The following is a 17,235-nucleotide window of genomic DNA, read 5'->3' as shown; positions in this document are numbered from 1 at the left end:
TCCGATCTGCCGTCGTCGCCCAAGGCGCTGAGCTGCCCCTTGTCATCGACGGCAAGCCGCACGTCCGGCCGCTCCAGCGTCATGTCGATGACCTTGACCTCGCCCTTCAGGAGCGGCGCCAGTTCGACCCGTGCGGAAAACCGCGAGACGATCATCAGCGGGTTGTTGGCATCGCCAATGCGCATGTCGGTGAAGGTGATCGACGGCGTCGGCAGCAGGTAGGCGTCGGCATCCCCGAGGATCTTCACCTGGCGCCCGACGATCTGCTCGGCGTGGCGCTCGAAGACGTCGCGATAGGCCGTCCAGTCGATGAACAGCGGCCCGATCAGCGCCGCAACGAGGACGGCGATGATCGCCAGGCCAACGGTGATGTAGACGGAATTCAGAACCAGTCTCCGTCAGGGTCAGGTGTCAGATGTCGGGGCGAAAGGACGCAAAGGGTTGGTCTCCTGCCGGCACTCAGCCGTCAAGGGTGAATATCTTTCCCGGGTTCATGATGTTCCCCGGGTCGAGGGCGCGTTTGATGGTGCGCATGACATCGAGCGCGGGTCCATGCTCGCGGGCCATGTACTTCATCTTGCCCTGGCCGATGCCGTGCTCGCCGGTGCAGGTCCCACCCATCTCGATGGCGCGCCAGTTGAGCCGCTCGATGAAGCCGTTCGTCGCCGCCATCTCGTCCGGATTGTCCGGATCGAACAGCACCAGCACATGGAAATTGCCGTCGCCGACATGGCCGACCATGGTCGCCGTGAAGCCGTTCTCCTCGATGTCGGCGCGGGTCGCCATGACGCATTCGGCAAGCCGCGAGATCGGCACGCAGACGTCGGTCGAAACGCCCTTGGCCGCCGGCTTCAGCCTGAGCGAGGCCCAGTAAGCCTCGTGCCGCGCCTTCCACAGGCGCGAGCGGTCCTCGGTCCTGGTCGCCCAGTCGAACGGCCCGCCGCCGAATTCCTCGGCAATGTCGCCGAAGCGGTCGGCCTGTTCGGCAACGCCGGCCTCCGTGCCGTGGAACTCCAAAAAGAGGGTCGGCATCTCGGCGAGGTCCAGCTTGGAATAGGCGTTGCAGGCCCGCACCTGGTGCTCGTCGAGGAACTCGATCCGCGCCACCGGCAGGCCCGACTGGATGGTCATGATGACCGCGTTGCAGGCCGATTCGACATCCGGGAACGGGCAGACGCCGGCCGAGACCGCCCCCGGGATACCGGAAAGCTTCAGGGTCACCTCGGTGATGACGGCAAGCGTTCCCTCCGAGCCGACGAGGAGCCGCGTGAGGTCGTAGCCGGCCGAGGACTTGCGCGCCCGCGAGCCGGTCCTGACGATGGTGCCGTCCGCCATCACGGCGGTCAGCGCCAGAACGTTGTCCTTCATCGTGCCGTAGCGCACTGCGTTGGTGCCCGAAGCCCGCGTTGCAGCCATGCCGCCAAGGCTGGCGTCGGCGCCGGGATCGATCGGGAAGAACAGGCCCTGGTCGCGCAAATTCTCGTTGAGCTGCATGCGGGTGACGCCCGCCTCCACCGTGCAGTCGAGATCCTCCGCGTTGACGGCGACGATCCGGTTCATGGCGCTGAGGTCGATGGAGATGCCGCCGGCAGGCGCGTTGAGGTGCCCCTCCAGCGACGTGCCGGTGCCGAACGGGATGAGCGGCACGCCGAATTCGGCGCAAGTCCGCACGATCTCGGCGACCTCCTCTGTCGAGGAGGCGAACACCACCGCATCGGGCGGCTGGTTGGTGAGGTACGTGGTCGTGTGGCCGTGCTGTTCGCGGATCGACTCGCCCGTGGCACAGCGCGTGCCGAATCGCTCCATGAGGCGCGCGACCGCCGTCTCGATCGCCGCGTCGTCGCGCGCAATCAGCATCGCGGATGTCGCCATCGGCCTGTCTCCCTGAGGTACCTTGTCAGATGTGGGCGCCGGGCGCCAATTCCCTTCGGCCTGGTCCCGAATCCCTTTGGCCTGGTCCCAATTCCCTCTTGCCTGGTCATTGTGCGACCGCGCCATTGTGTGCAACTTATCAAAAAACCTTGAATGACGGCAAAGGCTTCATGTGGGGCCGCACGAAGCGGGCCGCCGTCCTCTTTGAAAGCGTCGCCAAGGAGGCTCTCCATGTCCGGCACCCCCGCCCTTTCGAGCGGCGCAGACACGGCGCCGTTCCGGTCTTCCCGGAAGACGGTGCTGCCGGAATGGATCGATTACAACGGCCATCTCAACATGGCCTATTACAACGTCCTTTTCGATACGGCGATTGACGAATTCTTCCTCGCCGCCGGCCTCGGCCCCGACTATGTGGCCAGCGAGAACGCCTCCTTCTTCACCGTCGAGGCCCATATCTGCTACGTCCGTGAACTCGCCGAGGGCGCCCCGGTCCATGTCGAAAGCCGCATCCTCGACGTCGACGACAAGCGCCTGCATTCCTGGCAGGAGCTATACCACGCCGAGGAGGGCTTCCTGTCGGCGACGTCGGAACAGATGTTCCTCCATGTCGACATGGAGAGCCGGCGCACCGCGCCCTGGCCGGCGCCGATTCGCGAACGGCTCGACGCGCTCCATGCCGCGGCAACGACGCTCGGCCGGCCCGAGCGCGCCGGCCGCGCCATCCGCATCGCCCACAAGGCCGGCCGGGAAAGCGCCTGAGCGGCGGTGGCGAGGATCATGTTCTGGCGAAATTTCAAACTGCTGCCGACCACCGCCGTCAAGTGGATGCAGCCGAACGTCCGGCTGTTCCTGACCACCCGCCAGCCGACCATCTGGCTGCTCGCCATCATCATCGGCGTGTGCGTCTCGGCCGCAGCGATCGTCTTTCGCGTCGGCATCGGCGCGGTGCAGTGGGTCTGGCTCGGCACCATGAGCGAACAGGTCGCCGAGGCGACCGCCGCCGCGCCCTGGTACGTCATCGTGCTGACGCCGGCCGCCGGCGGCCTCCTCGTCGGGCTCTATCTGGAACATGTGCATCCGGGCCGGCGCGCCGGCGGCGTCGCCGACGTCATCGAGGCCCGCGCCAATGGCGGCCGCGGCCTGAAATTCTGGCCCGGCCTGTCGTCCGCCGCCGTCACCGTCTTTTCCCTCGGCGTCGGCGGCAGCGCCGGACGCGAGGGCCCCGTCGTCCATCTCGGCGCCACCCTCGGCGCCGCCATCTGCCAGGCCTTCCGGCTGCCCGATTCGGCGCGCCGGGTGATGCTCGCCTGCGGCGTTGCCAGCGCCGTCTCCGCCTCCTTCAACGCACCGATTGCCGGTGCCCTGTTCGCCCATGAGGTGATCCTCGGCCACTACGCCCTGTCGGCCTTCGTGCCGATCGTCATCTCCTCGGTGCTGGGGACGATGCTGTCGCGCATATGGTTCGGCGGCGCCGCCGCCTTTTCCATCCCCGACTACCAGATCACGTCCTATTGGGAGCTGCCGGCCTTTGCGCTCCTCGGCCTCACCTGCGCCCTCGTCGCGGTCCTCTTCCAGTTCGCCCTCATCGGCACCGACTGGGTCGAGCGCAACATGCCGGTGCGGTTCTGGATGCGGCCGATGGCCGGCGGCTTTGCGGTCGGCATCATCGGCCTCGCCTTCCCGCAGATCCTCGGCGTCGGCTACCAGGCGACCGACATGGCGTTGAAGACGGAGCTGCCGCTGGCCCTGCTGATCTCGCTGCTCGTCGCCAAGACGGCGGCGACCGCGATCACGCTGGCCTCGCGCTTCGGCGGCGGCATCTTCTCGCCGACGCTCTATATCGGCGCCATGACCGGCGGCGCCTTCGGCATCATCGCCGCCAGGGCCTTTCCCGAACTCGCCTCCAGCGAGGGACTCTATGCCATCCTCGGCATGGGCGCGGTCGCCGCCGCCACCCTAGGCGCGCCGATATCGACGGCGATGATCGTCTTTGAGCTGACCGGCGGCTACGCCCTGTCCATCGCCCTCCTCATCACCGTGTCGATCGCCACCGGCATCACCCAGGCGATCCACGGCCGCTCCTATTTCCACTGGCAACTGGAAATGCGCGGCATCGTCCTGCAGGAGGGCGCCCACAAATGGCTGGTCAAGCGCGTCCACGTCTCCGACTTCATGGAAAGGCTGAAGGAGGACGAGGAGGTGCCGGAGTTCAAGCCGGAGGAGGGCGAGGCGTACCTCCGGCCCGCCGATACGCTGGAAACGGCCCTGCGCGCCTTCGATGCCAGCGGCCGGTCGAGCCTTTACGTGGTCGACCGGCGGGACCCCTCGAAGATCATCGGCCGGGCCTGGCACATCCGGGCGCTGCGCTATTTCAACTCCGCCCTCATCGAGGCCAATGTCGAAGAGCACCGGTAACCCGGCGCTCGGCCAAGGCTTCCCTTACTCCGCCGCGGCCGCGGCCTCGGCGCGCTTCTCGCTGAGCGCCTGGGTGACGATCTGCCAGGAGGAGGAGAGGAACAGCGCCGCCATCGCCGCGGCGACGACGAGGTCCGGCCAGCCGGTGCCGGTCGCCCAGACCGCGCCGGCCGCCATCATCACCGCCACATTGCCGATCGCATCGTTGCGCGAGCACAGCCAGACGGAGCGCACATTGGCATCGCCGTCCTTGTAGCGCATCAGCAGGAGCACGCTGGCAAGGTTGGCGGCGAGCGCCATGACGCCGACGACGCCCATCACCTCGGCCTCCGGCACGCCGATGACGACGACACGGTAGACCGTCATGCCGAGCACGAAGAGCCCCATCAGCGACAGGCTGACACCCTTGGCGAGCGCGGCATTGGTGCGCCAGGTGACGGACGCCCCGATCACCGCCAGCGACAGCCCGTAGGTCAGCGCATCGCCGAGGAAATCGAGCGCGTCGGCCTGCAGCGCCTGGGAGCGCGCCACCTGGCCGGCAGTCATTTCAACGAAAAACATGCCGGCATTGAGCGCGATCACGATCCACAGCCGGCGCTTGTAGTCGGCCGACATGCCGTCGAAGGACGCGTGCGAGTGGGAGCAACAGGAACCCATGGTCCAACCTCTTTACTTCGGTTCGGACCATTACATAATCTCTCTAGTCGCTAGAGGTTCAAGGGGAGACTGCACATGCTGTCGATTGGCGCACTGTCGCAGCGCACCGAGGTCAAGGTGCCGACCATCCGCTATTACGAAGAAATCGGCCTGTTGCCGCCGGCCGAGCGCTCGCGCGGCAACCAGCGCCGCTACGGCAAGGCGGCGCTCGAACGCCTCGCCTTCATCCGCCACGCCCGCGATCTCGGCCTGTCCCTCGATGCCATCCGCGAGCTGCTGACGCTCAGCCAGCAGCCGGAGATGCCCTGCACCGAGGCCCACCGCATCGCCGGCGCCCATTTGGAGCACATCCGCGCCCGCATCGCCCAGTTGAAGCGGCTGGAGGCGGAATTGACCCGGATCGTTACCACCTGCCACGCCGACCAGATCGGCGATTGCTACGTCATCCATGCCCTTGCCGAGGACGCCGCGGACCTGCCAGGAGGCCGTTCATCCAAGTAATACAATGTATTAAAATGATTTAATATTGAAAATAACTTAATAGTAAAAGCTCATTTAAAGTCAAAATGGCGGGCAACCCGTAACGTTAATGTTCCGATAATGATCGCTGAAGTAGATTCCCTATCCGAAATACGACCAATACCGGCCTCGGAAAGGGACTCCGGCAATGAGATGGACAATCACGCGCAAGATGGCGCTGCTTTTCGGCGGCCTGCTGCTTCTCGTCATCGCCACCGGTTTTGTCGGCCATCGCGCGACCTCCGTGGTCGGTGACGACGGTGTCGAGGCCGGCGTCAAGCTGGCGCCGCTCGCCGAAGCGGCGATGGAGATCAAGCTCGGCGCCACCCGCGCCCATCTCCTGTTCGAGGAGATCATGGCCGGCGACGAGGGCGAGAGCATCGACGAGGTCTGGCAGCTGCTCGACCAGGCCCGATTCCATGTCACTGCCATCCTGGAAGGCGGCAAGGCCGACGGCCGCACCTATTATCCCAGCGAATCCGAAGCCGTGCGTGAAAAGATCACCAAGGTCGGCAAGGACCTCGAGATCTTCACCGCCGCAGCCAGAGAGCGTTACGCGTACCGGGCCCTCGCCCAGGGCTCCGGTACCAATCCCGACGAGGTCTATGACACCCTGTCCGACGACCTGACCCGGCGCATCGCCGCCCTTGCCGAGGAGCCGGCGTTTGCCGGCAATGCCGACGCCCAGCGCAGGATCGGCGCGGGCCGCTTCCATCTCGCCGAGGCCCATTGGCTGATTGCCGAAATCCTCGGCGGTGACGACGACGAGGACTTCGGCAAGGTGACCGGCAACCTGGCCGCCGCCCAAGAGGCCGTTGCCGGCCTCGGCGCGGCTCCTTCCGCCGACATCGCCGCCGTCACCGACGATCTCGGCCGCCTGATCGCGGTCGCCAAGGAGCGTTATGCAAAACGGAATCTCGTCGGCACGGCCGGCTCAGACGCCGACGAAGCCTTCGACCAGACCTATGAAGCCCTGATGGACGACGCCGATGCCGCCGAGGCCGTCATCCACAAGCACATAGACGCCAAGATGGAGAACCTGCGGCAGGAAACCGTGACGGCCTCGATCGTCATGGCCGCAATCGCCCTTTTGACCATCGCCTTCGGCATCTTCGCCTATGTGTTTGCCGCCCGCACCATCTCCTACCGAATCTGCCGGATCGCCAAGGTGACCAACGCCCTGGCCTCGGGCGATGCCTCCGCCGACATCCCGGACTGGTCGTCGCGCGACGAGATCGGCGACCTCACCGCCTCGGTCAGGGTCTTCAAGGACAATCTCATCGAGCGCCAGCGCCTGCAGGGCGAACAGGCCGCGATGCGCGAGAAGGCCGAGGAGGAAAAGCGGGTCGCAATGGCCGAACTCGCCGACGACTTCGAGCGCAATGTCGGCACCATCGCCGACGCCGTCTCCAAGGCCGTCAGCGACCTGCAAAGCGCCTCGCGCACCATGACCTCGTCGAGCGAGGAGACCTCCGGCAAGGCGGCCTCGGTCTCGCGGCTCTCCGACGAGACCAACGGCAACGTCCAGTCCGTCGCCTCGGCCACCGAGGAGCTTGCCTCCTCCGTCCAGGAGGTCGGCCGCCAGGTCGCCCAGTCCTCGGAAATGTCGACCCGCGCCGTCGGCGAGGCCCAGGCCACCGTCGACCGCGTTAACGCCCTGTCAAGCGCGGCCAGCCGCATCGGCGACATCATCACCCTGATCCAGGACATCGCCGAGCAGACCAACCTCCTTGCCCTCAACGCCACCATCGAGGCGGCCCGCGCCGGCGAGGCCGGCAAGGGGTTTGCGGTCGTCGCGTCCGAGGTCAAGACGCTGGCGGAACAGACCGCCAAGGCGACGACGGAGATCTCCGAGCAGATCGGCGAAATCCAGTCGACCACCTCCCAGTCGTCCGAGGCCATCGGCACGATCTCGTCCACCATCACCAATCTGAACGACATCGCCTCGGCGATCGCCGCCGCCGTCGACGAACAGTCCGCGGCAACCCAGGAGATCGCCCGCAGCGTCAACCAGGCCGCCGAAGGCACGCTGGCGGTCACCGACGCGGTCGGCGACATCCGCAACATGGCGACCAGCACCACCTCGTCGTCCGGAAAGGTGCTGTCGTCGGCGGAGGCGCTGGCCGGACAGGCCGATCGCCTGCGCGCCGAAATGGAGACGTTCCTGAAGCAGGTGCGCAGCGCCTGAGCCGGCATTACCGACGGTGATTTACCGCTTCACCGGGTCCATGGGTTTCATGGGCCCGGCCGGCTGCAGCGGCGTCTTCTTGCCGCCGAGCCTTTCCCTGAGATCAAGCCAGTTGACGTACCAGCCGACCTTGCGGTTCGACATCATCGGCAGCCGCGCCGGATCGAGCCCGGTGAGCGGCGCAAACGGACTGCCGCGCAGCGAGCCGTAGATGCCGAAGCGCACCGTCGGCTTGGTGCTGACGGCGCGGGCATGGAAGCCGTGGGTGTCGGCAACGACGAAGCTGTTGGCCGGTACGGTAACGGAGACCGGCGCCGGAAAGCCCATCTCCTCAAGGTCTTCCAGCGTCGCCCGGAACGAGCCCCGGGCATGGTAGACGACCGGATCGGCGTGCGCCGTCAGGCTCTTCTTGTATTCCCAGGCGATCCGCCCCGGCGTCATCCGGTGCGAGCCCGGCACATAGGTATAAGGCCCCTCATCCTCGGCGATATCGTGCATGAAGAACCAGCACTTGGCGGTCGGCTGGAAGGTGTCGGAATGGACCGCCGTCTGCGGGTCCTGGTCGCCGCGCGAGGGGTCGGTGAGGACGATGTGCAGGAACAGGATGGGCTCGGCATTGAACGAGGCCATGTAGCGCAGCAGCCCCTGGAACAGGGGCCCGGTCACCAGTTCCCGCGTCACCGGCAGGCGCTCCAGCAGCGTGCGGTCGAGGGGTACGAAGCGGGTGACGGTGGCGCCCTGGCGCATCTCCCGCGCCTCGAAAGTGCCTTCGACCAGCTCCTCGCGCAGCCTTGAAAAATCGCCGTCGGACAGGACGTTCTTCTTGATGACGAAGCCGTCGCGCTCGAACGCCGCGCGGTCCTCCGGCGTTGCCAGATGGCGCATCTGCGACCGCCGCCAGTCGGCCATCTTCTCGGCTGCACGGATGCGCGCCACATGGAGGCCGCGCTCGTTGAGCGCCGGGCTGCCGATGATCGGATTGGCCTGGAACGACTTGGCGCCGGTGGCAAGCTCCGCTGCCCAGAGCGGCGCCTTCAGGTAGGACAGTGCAGATCTCGGCATCGACACCTCCGCCCGGATCCGCCGCCGCGCGTCGGCTCGTCAGATCTCCGGATAAAACGAATATCCCCCGTCGGTATTTTTACCTTGCCTGGAGAACGGGGGCAAGAAAACCGTCCGATGCGGGCTCAGATCGCATCGCAGCCGGACCCCGGACCGGCGCCGAGGCGCCGGCGGTCGACCAGCATGATGCGGCCGCGCCCGGTCTTCACCAGTCCCTGTTCGGCGAACTGCGCCATCAGCCGGCCGATCACCTCGCGCGTCGTGCCGATTTCCGCGGCCAGCTCCTGCTGGGTGTTGCACACCGTGCCGTCGGCCGCCGCCTTCAGGAGGAGGTATCCGGCAAGCCGCTGCGCGACGGTCTGGGTGGTGTGCCGTTCCAGCTCGTTCATGATGCCGAAGACGGCGGAGGACAGTGCCCGCACCGTGAGGTCCTGGATCGGCGCCTCGCTGGCGAACAGCATGCGATAGGTGCTGCCCGGCACGACGCCGATGGTGGTCTCGGCCGCCGCCTCCACGAAGGCCGGATAGAGCACGTCGTTGAAGAGCGCGTTGAGCGCCAGGACGCATGTCTCGCCGGGCTCGATCCGGTAAAGTGTTGCCTGCTTGCCGGTCGCGCCGACCGTGAACACCCGCAACGCGCCGTCGAGCACGAAATAGGCGCCGGAGACGGCATCGCCCCGGTCGATCACCCTGCTCCCCCTGGCAAACGACTTGCGCACCAGCCGCTCGGCAAGGAGCGCCCGGCCCTTCTCGCTCATGCGCTCCACGAACCGCATCGCGTCTTCGCCCATTCGCCTGCGCCCCCCGGCCTGCGCCGGCCCCGCACCGGCGCTCCGGCATGGGAGCGCCGATTCCGGGCCGGCGTCAATGCGGTGAGCGGTCAGTAGCCGATGCCCATCCCATCGGCCGCTTGCCGGGTGGCGGCGAGGTGGTGCTTGAACCCCGGCAGCACCTTTTCCACCAGCGCCTTGAAATCCGGGTCCTCGATCGCCGGCAGCAGCGTCGTCTCGATCGCCTCGATGACGGCGGTGTGGTAGGCGATCTCATAACGCAGATAGGCCTCGTCGAATTCCCGGCCGGATAGCTTGTCGAGCTTTTCCAGAGCGGCGGCCTGGGCAGCCCAGGATCCGTCGCCATCCGGCGGCGTGCCAAGGATGCCCATCGTTTCCGCGACGTCCCGGCCCATCCGCTGCACAGCGCTGTGGTCGGTGACGACCATCTTGGCCAGCGCCCGCACTTCCTCGCTGTCGCCCTTCTTCCAGCCGAGCCGGCCGGTGGCGATGTCGGCCATGTTGGCCTGGTCGAAAATGGCGAAAATGGTTGCATCGTTGAGGCCTTCGGCAGCACCGGCCGGACTGGCCTGTGCCACGGAAAGGGCAAGAATGGCGGCAAAGGCACCGCTGAGAAAACGCATCATCTGGATCTCCCTGTTTCAAAGGGCCGTTGGAACACGGCCCTACGCGGCATGCGGGCGAAAGAAGGTATCGCCGGGCGTTGCCGTCTTGACCTCGCAGATCGAGTCGAACGGCAGCGAGACCCGCTCATGGGCCCGGCGCACGCAATCGGCGTTCGGCGCCATGGTGAAGCAGAACGCCCGGCCCGCTTCGTAGGCCACATGAACCCTGAGGATGACGACCTCTTCCTCGGCGCAGGCCTCTTCATATTGGGCAAAGAAGCCGTCGAACTGCACCGGCGTCAGGCCGGGCGGGAAGGTCTCCTTCGCGGCGTCGTGGGTATCGATGAAAAATTTCATGGGGCGCATGGCCGTGTCCTTTCTTCGGTGTCGGTTGAACCGTCGAGAAGGACTCCTAGGCGCGTCGCGGACCGGCCTCTGTAGCCGAAGCTACAAAGCCGGACGTTTTTCCAGGAAGGTCGTGATTCCTCAGTCGGCGATCGGCCGCGTCGCTTTTTCAAGCCAGCGATAGGTGCCGTTGTCGACCTGCGGACCGATCTCGGTGAAGACCAGCGCGTGGTAAGTGTCGAGCCAGCCGCGCTCCTCCGCCGTCAGCATCTCCGCGACGACGAGGCGCCGGTCGATCGGCGCCATGGTCAGCGTCTCCATGGCGTGCATCGCCCGCTCGCCGTCCGGCACCGCGCACGGGTCGGTGACGAGTTCCAGGTTCTCGATGCGGATGCCGAAATGGCCGGCCTTGTAGTAGCCTGGCTCGTTGGAGACGATCATGCCGGCTTCCAGCGGCACCGAGCCGGCCTTGGAAATCCGCTGCGGCCCCTCGTGGACGGAGAGATAGGCGCCGACGCCGTGGCCGGTGCCGTGGTCGAAGTCGAGCCCGACCTTCCACAGCGCCATCCGCGCCAGCGCATCGAGTTGGGCGCCCGAGGTGCCCTTCGGGAACTTCGCCGTCGAAATCGCGATATGGCCCTTGAGGACGCGGGTGAAGCGGTCGCGCATCTCCGCTGTCGGCTCGCCGACCGCGACAGTCCGGGTGACGTCCGTGGTGCCGTCCGGATACTGGCCGCCGGAATCGATCAGGTAGAGCATGCCCGGCTCGATCCGGAGATTGCTGGAATAGCTGACCCGGTAATGCGGGATCGCCGCATGCGGGCCGGCCGCGGAAATGGAATCGAAGGAGAGGTCCTTCAGCATGCCGCAGGCGGCGCGGAACTCTTCCAGCTTCTTTGCCGCCGCGATCTCGGTGAGCTCGCCGCCGGGCGCGGTCTTGTCGAACCAGGCAAGGAATTTCGCCAGCGCCACGCCGTCGCGGGCATGGGCGGCGCGGGCGCCGTCGATCTCCGCGGCGTTCTTGGTCGCCTTCGGAAGCAGCACCGGATCGGCGCCTTCCACGACCGTGCCACCGGCCGCCTCGATCCGCCGCGGGATCGCCGCGCCGGCAATGTTGGGGTCGACCAGCACCCGTTTGCCCGCCGCACCGAGCGCGTCGAGCCCGGCAGGGAGCGCATCGGGCTCGGCAATCTCGGCAAGGCCGGAAAGCCCATCGCGCACCGTATCGGAGAGCTTGCGGCCGTCGACGAAGAGCTGCGGCTTGGCCTCCCGGTTGAGGATCGCAAAGCTCGTCACCAGCGGCACATGGGTGACGTCGGAGCCGCGGATGTTGAACAGCCAGCAGATCGACTCCGGCGTCGTCAGCACCGCCGCATCGGCCTTCTTCTCGGCAAGGATGCCGTCGATGCGGGCGATCTTGTCGCGCGCCTCTTCGCCGGCATAGTCGATCGGGTGGAGATGCACGGGGCCGAGCGGAGGCGCCGGCCGGTCGTCCCAGGTGGCGTCCAGCGGATTGCTCTCGCAAGGCACGAACTCCGCGCCGGCTTCCGCACACAGGGCCTCGTATTTGCGGACCTCGCCGAGCGGATGCAGCATCGGGTCGTAGCCGATGCACATCCCCGCACCGAGCCGCGCCTTCAGCCAGTCGCGCGGCATCTGGTCGGCCATGTGGATGGCCTGGAACGTGTCGGCATCGACCTGCTCGACCACCTGCACGGTGTAGCGGCCGTCGACGAACACCGCCGCCTCGTTGGCCAGCACGATGGCAAGGCCGGCGGACCCGGTGAAACCGGAGATGTAGCTGAGGCGTTCGGCATTGGGCGGCACATACTCGCCCTGGTGCTCGTCGGCGCGCGGCACGAGGAACCCGTCGAGCGAGCGTCGCGCAAGATCCTCGCGCAGGCGCTGTATACGCGGCAGCGCCGCGGCGGGATCGGCAATGTCGTCAAAGGACTGGTACATCCGCGTTCCATACGATGGGATTTGCCGCCCTGCAACGGCGGAATGGTGTCTGCCCAGCAAATCGGCATTAAGCATCAAAAACCGGCGGTTTTCGCACATCAATTATGCTGCACCGCGAAAAAATGCGTTCGCACCTGCGAAAAACGCAAGTCTGGCATTCCGTTCCGGGGATACCGAATATCAATTTCGTTCTTATACTTATTCGTGTCTAGGGATGATCGCCCGCCACGATCAAAGGATATCGTATCATGGCGATTGCAATAGCATCCACGGCAGAACTTACGACCAAAGTAACCACGTCCACCTCCTCCGCTTTGCGGCGGATGCTTGACAAGGTGACCAGAGGTCGCGAGCTTCAGGCCAAGAAATATGTCAACGGTTATCTGTTGACCCTCGACGACGAAACGCTCGCCGAGCTGGGCTACGACCGGAAAAAGATCGAGGCCGAAGGGGCCAACCCCTTCCCCTACTGATCCCGGCGACCCGCCAACCCCACAAGAAATCGAACCGACCGGCTCGGGGGTACGCCCCCGACCCCGGTACGGATCGGACACTCCCCCGAAGCGTTCCGGCGGAGCCGTTTCTCACCCAAACCTCAGTACCCGAACCTCAGTACAAGTGTCGCCCAGCCGTCGCGCTGAATCTCGGCGACGCGCGAAAACCCTGCGGCCCGATAGGTCGCATGGATGCGGCGCACGTCGGCAAGCCGCAGACCCGACAGGATGAGGTCGCCGCCGGGCGCCATCGCATGCGCGATGTCGAAGGCGAGCGCCCTCAGCGGCCGGGCAAGGATATTGGCGACGACGAGGTCGAACGGCGTCGCGCTGGCGATCGCCCGGTGCCGCATGCCGCCGGCGACCACCGTCGTCACGAAAGCCGACGCCCCATTGAGGCGGGCATTGCCGCGCGCCACACGGACCGCGACCGGATCGATGTCGCTCGCCAGCACCTTGCCGCGCAGCACCTTGGCAAGGCCGATGGCCAGGACGCCCGAGCCGCAGCCGAGGTCGAGCGGATGCCTGTAGGCGCGCTTCCTGGTCAGCCGGTCAATGGCGACAAGGCAGCCCCAGGTCGTCGCGTGGTGTCCCGTGCCGAAGGCCTGGCCGGCCTCGATTTCGATGCCGACTGCGTTGGCCGGCACCGACGCCCGCTCATGGGCGCCGTGCACCACGAAGCGGCCGGCCGTCACGGCGGTGAGGCCCTCAAGGCTCTTGGCCACCCAGTCGATATCCGGCAGCTCCGATACCTGGAAAGCGGCCTCGATGCCGGTCATGTCGTGCGCATAGGCATCGAGCGTCGCCGCCTCCGGCGCCGCATCGAACAGCACCTCGCAGAACCAGCGCGTTTCGCTTTCCTCAAGGGCGGCCGAGGCGAGCGCGCCGCTGGTCTCGTCCTCCATGAAGATCGCGGACAGCGTCCGCGCCTCCTGCTCGCTGAGATAGGCAACCGCCCGAAACATTCCTTGCCTCCGAAGTTCTGCGTCGCGACGACCGTCGCGGCCGGCGGACCATAGTGGGTTTTACGCGTCAAATGAATCGGTCCGGCGGGTTTTTTGGCACCGTGGCAACGCTTCGCGCGCACGTCGGCAATTTAACAATATCTCAAATATATAATTTCATAGTCCAAGCATAATGGATCGGAATGTTCAGGATGCTCCGGCATGTCCAGCAAAATTGCGCCCGTAGACGAAGAGATATTCTTCGCAGACGATGATATCATTGTATCCAAGACCGACCTGAAGGGCCGGATCACTTACGCCAACCGCGTCTTCCTGGATGTAGCCGGCTATTTGGAGAAGGAACTCCTCGGCCAACCGCACAACATCATCCGCCATCCGGACATGCCGCGCGCCGTCTTCAAGCTGCTCTGGGACACCATCGCCGACGGCCGGGAGATCTTCGGCTACGTCAAGAACCTCGCCCGCGACGGCCGCTACTACTGGGTGTTCGCCCACGCCACCCCGTCCTTCGATCCGGCCGGCAACATCGTCGGCTACCACTCCAACCGAAGGGTACCGGACCGGGAGATCCTGACAAACACGATCGAGCCGCTCTACGCCGACCTCCTGGCCAAGGAACGGGCGGAAAAGAACCGGAAAGAGGGCCTCGCCCGCTCCCTCGCCGCCATCGACGACCTGCTGAGGTCGGCGTCGAAAGAGTATGACGAGTTCGTCCTGACATTGTGAGGCGGGCGGCATTTCGGAACCATGGAGAAAGCCTCCCTGGATTGCCGCGTCGGCCTATCGGCCTCCTCGCAATGACATTGAAAAGTAAGCGGAATTTCAATACGCCGTCATTGCGAGCGCAGCGAAGCAATCCAGAGCGGCGGCGGCCGCCACGCTATTGCGGAAGCCGGCCAGGAACCAGCCCCGTCCCCATCTCCGGCGTCATTGCCGGGCTCGACCCGGCAATCCATAGGGCATTTGATTTCAATTACTTAGGTAGTAGCAAGAGGAAAAGCCTCATGGACCACCGGATCAAGTCCGGTGGTGACGCGGAGTAAGAGGCACATGCGTCGGCCGACCCTCAACCCCCATCCTGACGCCGCCAGGCGTCGCAAGCCCGAACGTACGCCAGCGCCGTTGCGCCGAAAAGCCTTACGGCGCCCGAGCGCAAAACCCTCAATGCCGCTCCACAAACGAATCCAGCACCCTTTTACGCCCGGCCTTTTCGAAATCGATGGTCAGCTTGTTTCCGTCGATCTGGGAAATCGCGCCGTAGCCGAATTTCATATGGAACACCCGCTCGCCGACGGAATAAAGGCTCTCCGTGCCGGTGACGCTTTTAGCGACCAGTTCGCCCTCGATCATCGGCGCACGGCCCTGGGGCTGCCGCTGCGGGCGGCCGGATTTCTGTGCCCTTTGCCAGCCGGGCGTCGTGTAGCTGCTTGAGGAAAACGTCTCGGCCTTGTCGAAGCGGCTGGCGCCGTAGGGCCGGCCGCCATAGCCGCCATAGTTTGTGTTCTGCTCCACCACGTCGACATGCTCGGCCGGCAGTTCGTCGAGGAACCGCGAGGGCACCGAGGACTGCCACATGCCGTGGATGCGCCGGTTGGAGGCAAAGAACACGTGGACGCGATCCCGCGCCCGCGTCAGCCCCACATAGGCGAGCCGGCGCTCCTCTTCCAGGCCCGAACGCCCGCCCTCGTCGAGGGCGCGCTGGTGCGGGAACAGCCCCTCCTCCCAGCCGGGCAGGAACACGGTGTCGAACTCCAGCCCCTTGGCCGAATGCAGTGTCATCAGATTGACGGCATCGGCGCCGTCGGCCCGGTCCGCATCCATCACCAGCGAGACGTGCTCCAGGAACCCGGCGAGGGAATCGAACTCCTCCATGGAGCGGATGAGCTCCTTGAGGTTTTCCAGCCGCCCCGGTGCGTCCGGCGAGCGGTCGTTCTGCCACATCTCGGTGTAGCCGGACTCATCGAGGATCATCTCGGCGAGCTCGGTGTGCGGCAGGGTCTCGATGAGATCGCGCCAGCGTGCGAAGGATTTCAGAACGCCCGACAGCGAATTGCGCGCCTGCGGCCGCATCTCCTCGGTCTGGACGAGGTCGTTCGCGGCCTGCATCAAGGGAATGTTGCGCGCCCGCGCCTGTTCGTGGACGAGCTTCAGCGTCACCTCGCCAAGGCCCCTCTTCGGCTTGTTGACGATGCGCTCGAAGGCGAGGTCGTCGGCCGGCTGCAGCGTGGCGCGGAAATAGGCGAGCGCATCGCGGATCTCCATGCGCTCGTAAAAGCGCGGGCCGCCGATCACCCGGTAGGGCAGGCCGAGGGTGACGAACCGGTCCTCGAACTCGCGCATCTGGAAGGACGCGCGGACGAGGATCGCCATCTGGTCCAGCGAATGGCCCTTGCCCTGCAGCGCCTCGATCTCGTCGCCGATCTGGCGCGCCTCTTCCTCCGAATCCCAGGACGCCCGCACCGCGACCCGGTCGGCATCCGGATCGTCGGCCTCGGTGAACAGCGTCTTGCCGAGCCGGCCGTCATTGTGGGCGATGAGATGGGAGGCGGCGCCGAGGATATGCGCCGTGGAGCGGTAATTGCGCTCCAGCCGGATCACCGTTGCGCCGGGAAAGTCGTGCTCGAAGCGCAGGATGTTGTCGACCTCGGCCCCGCGCCAGCCATAGATCGACTGGTCGTCGTCGCCGACGCAGCAAAGGTTCGGATTGTTCTGGGCGAGAAGCCGTAGGAACAGATACTGGGCGACGTTGGTGTCCTGGTACTCGTCGACCAGCATGAAGCGGAACCGGCCCTGGAAATCGGCAAGGACGTCGTGGTTGTTCCGGAACAGCTTGATGACGTGGCAGAGGAGATCGCCGAAATCGCAGGCGTTCAGCGTCTTCAGCCGCTCCTGATAGGCGGCATAGAGGATGCGCCCGCGACCATTGCCGAAGGTGCGGCCTTCGCCCTCCGAAAGATCCTCCGGCATCAGGCCGCGGTTCTTCCAGTGGTCGATCCGCCCGGCGAACTGGCGCGCCGGCCAGCGCTTGTCGTCGAGCCCGTCGGCCTGGATCACCTGCTTGATGAGGCGGATCTGGTCGTCCGTATCGAGGATGGTGAAGTCGGAGCGCAGATCGACCAGTTCGGCATGGCGCCGGAGGATCTTGGTGCCGATGGCGTGGAACGTGCCGAGCCAGGGCATGCCCTCCACCGAGCCGCCGACCAGCCGGCCGATCCGTTCGCGCATCTCCCGCGCCGCTTTGTTGGTGAAGGTGACGGCGAGGATCTGGCTCGGCCAGGCCCGGCCGCTCGCGAGAATGTGAGCGATGCGCGTCGTCAGCACCCGGGTCTTGCCGGTGCCGGCACCGGCCAGCACCAGCAC

16 protein-coding genes are annotated in these 17,235 nt (G+C 65.9%); 6 read left to right on the top strand and 10 right to left on the bottom strand.

What is annotated here, in order from left to right:
- The coding region (locus CH339_RS19120; RefSeq protein ID WP_245408175.1) for an AsmA family protein at positions 1-311 on the bottom strand (311 nt) is incomplete at its 3' end.
- Between the two features lie 148 nt (positions 312-459).
- Positions 460-1,872, bottom strand: coding sequence for an FAD-binding oxidoreductase (locus CH339_RS19115; protein ID WP_111435981.1), 1,413 nt, complete (start codon positions 1,870-1,872; stop codon positions 460-462).
- A gap of 231 nt (positions 1,873-2,103) precedes the next feature.
- Between CH339_RS19115 and CH339_RS19110 the strand changes: the two genes are divergently transcribed.
- On the top strand, positions 2,104-2,631 hold the full coding sequence (locus CH339_RS19110) for a thioesterase family protein (RefSeq protein WP_111435980.1): 528 nt from the start codon (positions 2,104-2,106) through the stop codon (positions 2,629-2,631).
- Positions 2,632-2,649: 18 nt separating this feature from the next.
- Positions 2,650-4,287 (top strand): chloride channel protein, encoded by a 1,638-nt coding sequence (locus CH339_RS19105; protein WP_111435979.1) that lies wholly within the window; start codon positions 2,650-2,652, stop codon positions 4,285-4,287.
- Between the two features lie 24 nt (positions 4,288-4,311).
- On the opposite strand, the gene CH339_RS19100 is transcribed toward CH339_RS19105, so the two are convergent.
- Positions 4,312-4,944: a cation efflux transmembrane domain-containing protein gene (locus CH339_RS19100; protein ID WP_111435978.1), complete on the bottom strand. Its 633-nt coding sequence runs from the start codon at positions 4,942-4,944 to the stop codon at positions 4,312-4,314.
- 75 nt (positions 4,945-5,019) lie between these two features.
- Here CH339_RS19100 and CH339_RS19095 point away from each other — a divergent pair, with 75 nt between their 5' ends.
- Positions 5,020-5,445 (top strand): MerR family transcriptional regulator, encoded by a 426-nt coding sequence (locus CH339_RS19095; protein ID WP_111435977.1) that lies wholly within the window; start codon positions 5,020-5,022, stop codon positions 5,443-5,445.
- Positions 5,446-5,611: 166 nt separating this feature from the next.
- A complete protein-coding gene (locus CH339_RS19090; protein ID WP_111435976.1) occupies positions 5,612-7,651 on the top strand; it encodes a methyl-accepting chemotaxis protein in 2,040 nt (679 codons plus the stop codon).
- Between the two features lie 21 nt (positions 7,652-7,672).
- Here the strand turns inward: CH339_RS19090 and CH339_RS19085 are convergent, their stop codons facing one another.
- From CH339_RS19085 to CH339_RS19065, 5 genes are all read right to left on the bottom strand, one after another.
- Positions 7,673-8,713: a phytanoyl-CoA dioxygenase family protein gene (locus CH339_RS19085; RefSeq protein WP_111435975.1), complete on the bottom strand. Its 1,041-nt coding sequence runs from the start codon at positions 8,711-8,713 to the stop codon at positions 7,673-7,675.
- Positions 8,714-8,838: 125 nt separating this feature from the next.
- Positions 8,839-9,504 carry a Crp/Fnr family transcriptional regulator gene (locus CH339_RS19080; RefSeq protein WP_111435974.1) on the bottom strand — a complete coding sequence of 222 codons (666 nt, stop codon included), beginning with the start codon at positions 9,502-9,504 and terminating at the stop codon, positions 8,839-8,841.
- A gap of 89 nt (positions 9,505-9,593) precedes the next feature.
- Positions 9,594-10,130 (bottom strand): DUF4142 domain-containing protein, encoded by a 537-nt coding sequence (locus tag CH339_RS19075; RefSeq protein ID WP_111435973.1) that lies wholly within the window; start codon positions 10,128-10,130, stop codon positions 9,594-9,596.
- 39 nt (positions 10,131-10,169) lie between these two features.
- Positions 10,170-10,475, bottom strand: coding sequence for a nickel-binding protein (locus CH339_RS19070; protein ID WP_111435972.1), 306 nt, complete (start codon positions 10,473-10,475; stop codon positions 10,170-10,172).
- A gap of 120 nt (positions 10,476-10,595) precedes the next feature.
- Positions 10,596-12,416, bottom strand: a complete 1,821-nt coding sequence (locus CH339_RS19065; protein WP_111435971.1) for an aminopeptidase P family protein — start codon at positions 12,414-12,416, stop codon at positions 10,596-10,598.
- Positions 12,417-12,751: 335 nt separating this feature from the next.
- On the opposite strand from CH339_RS19065, the gene CH339_RS24790 reads away from it, so the two are divergent.
- Positions 12,752-12,889, top strand: coding sequence for a hypothetical protein (locus tag CH339_RS24790; protein ID WP_170138582.1), 138 nt, complete (start codon positions 12,752-12,754; stop codon positions 12,887-12,889).
- Positions 12,890-13,011: 122 nt separating this feature from the next.
- Here CH339_RS24790 and CH339_RS19060 read toward each other — a convergent pair whose 3' ends face one another.
- Positions 13,012-13,875 (bottom strand): 50S ribosomal protein L11 methyltransferase, encoded by an 864-nt coding sequence (locus tag CH339_RS19060; RefSeq protein WP_111435970.1) that lies wholly within the window; start codon positions 13,873-13,875, stop codon positions 13,012-13,014.
- A 201-nt stretch (positions 13,876-14,076) separates the two neighbouring features.
- Here CH339_RS19060 and CH339_RS19055 point away from each other — a divergent pair, with 201 nt between their 5' ends.
- A complete protein-coding gene (locus tag CH339_RS19055; RefSeq protein ID WP_111435969.1) occupies positions 14,077-14,601 on the top strand; it encodes a PAS domain-containing protein in 525 nt (174 codons plus the stop codon).
- A 435-nt stretch (positions 14,602-15,036) separates the two neighbouring features.
- Here CH339_RS19055 and CH339_RS19050 read toward each other — a convergent pair.
- Positions 15,037-17,235, bottom strand: a 2,199-nt coding sequence (locus CH339_RS19050) for an ATP-dependent helicase (protein WP_111435968.1), incomplete at its 5' end; no start/stop codon positions are given.

Origin of the sequence: Rhodobium orientis (assembly GCF_003258835.1) — a bacterium.
Lineage (GTDB): Bacteria > Pseudomonadota > Alphaproteobacteria > Rhizobiales > Rhodobiaceae > Rhodobium > Rhodobium orientis.
The sequence above is the reverse complement of the archived record's forward strand: the minus strand, read 5'-3'. Positions and strand labels throughout refer to the sequence as shown.

What these genes read in the sequence shown, in the direction of transcription:
- CH339_RS19080 (WP_111435974.1), bottom strand. Translation starts at nt 9,504, where the DNA reads ATGGGCGAAGACGCGATGCGGTTCGTGGAGCGCATGAGCGAGAAGGGC.
- CH339_RS19090 (WP_111435976.1), top strand. Translation starts at nt 5,612, where the DNA reads ATGAGATGGACAATCACGCGCAAGATGGCGCTGCTTTTCGGCGGCCTG.
- CH339_RS19115 (WP_111435981.1), bottom strand. Translation starts at nt 1,872, where the DNA reads ATGGCGACATCCGCGATGCTGATTGCGCGCGACGACGCGGCGATCGAG.
- CH339_RS19100 (WP_111435978.1), bottom strand. Translation starts at nt 4,944, where the DNA reads ATGGGTTCCTGTTGCTCCCACTCGCACGCGTCCTTCGACGGCATGTCG.
- CH339_RS19095 (WP_111435977.1), top strand. Translation starts at nt 5,020, where the DNA reads ATGCTGTCGATTGGCGCACTGTCGCAGCGCACCGAGGTCAAGGTGCCG.
- CH339_RS19070 (WP_111435972.1), bottom strand. Translation starts at nt 10,475, where the DNA reads ATGCGCCCCATGAAATTTTTCATCGATACCCACGACGCCGCGAAGGAG.
- CH339_RS19085 (WP_111435975.1), bottom strand. Translation starts at nt 8,713, where the DNA reads ATGCCGAGATCTGCACTGTCCTACCTGAAGGCGCCGCTCTGGGCAGCG.
- CH339_RS19060 (WP_111435970.1), bottom strand. Translation starts at nt 13,875, where the DNA reads ATGTTTCGGGCGGTTGCCTATCTCAGCGAGCAGGAGGCGCGGACGCTG.
- CH339_RS19055 (WP_111435969.1), top strand. Translation starts at nt 14,077, where the DNA reads ATGTCCAGCAAAATTGCGCCCGTAGACGAAGAGATATTCTTCGCAGAC.
- CH339_RS19105 (WP_111435979.1), top strand. Translation starts at nt 2,650, where the DNA reads ATGTTCTGGCGAAATTTCAAACTGCTGCCGACCACCGCCGTCAAGTGG.
- CH339_RS19110 (WP_111435980.1), top strand. Translation starts at nt 2,104, where the DNA reads ATGTCCGGCACCCCCGCCCTTTCGAGCGGCGCAGACACGGCGCCGTTC.
- CH339_RS19075 (WP_111435973.1), bottom strand. Translation starts at nt 10,130, where the DNA reads ATGATGCGTTTTCTCAGCGGTGCCTTTGCCGCCATTCTTGCCCTTTCC.
- CH339_RS19065 (WP_111435971.1), bottom strand. Translation starts at nt 12,416, where the DNA reads ATGTACCAGTCCTTTGACGACATTGCCGATCCCGCCGCGGCGCTGCCG.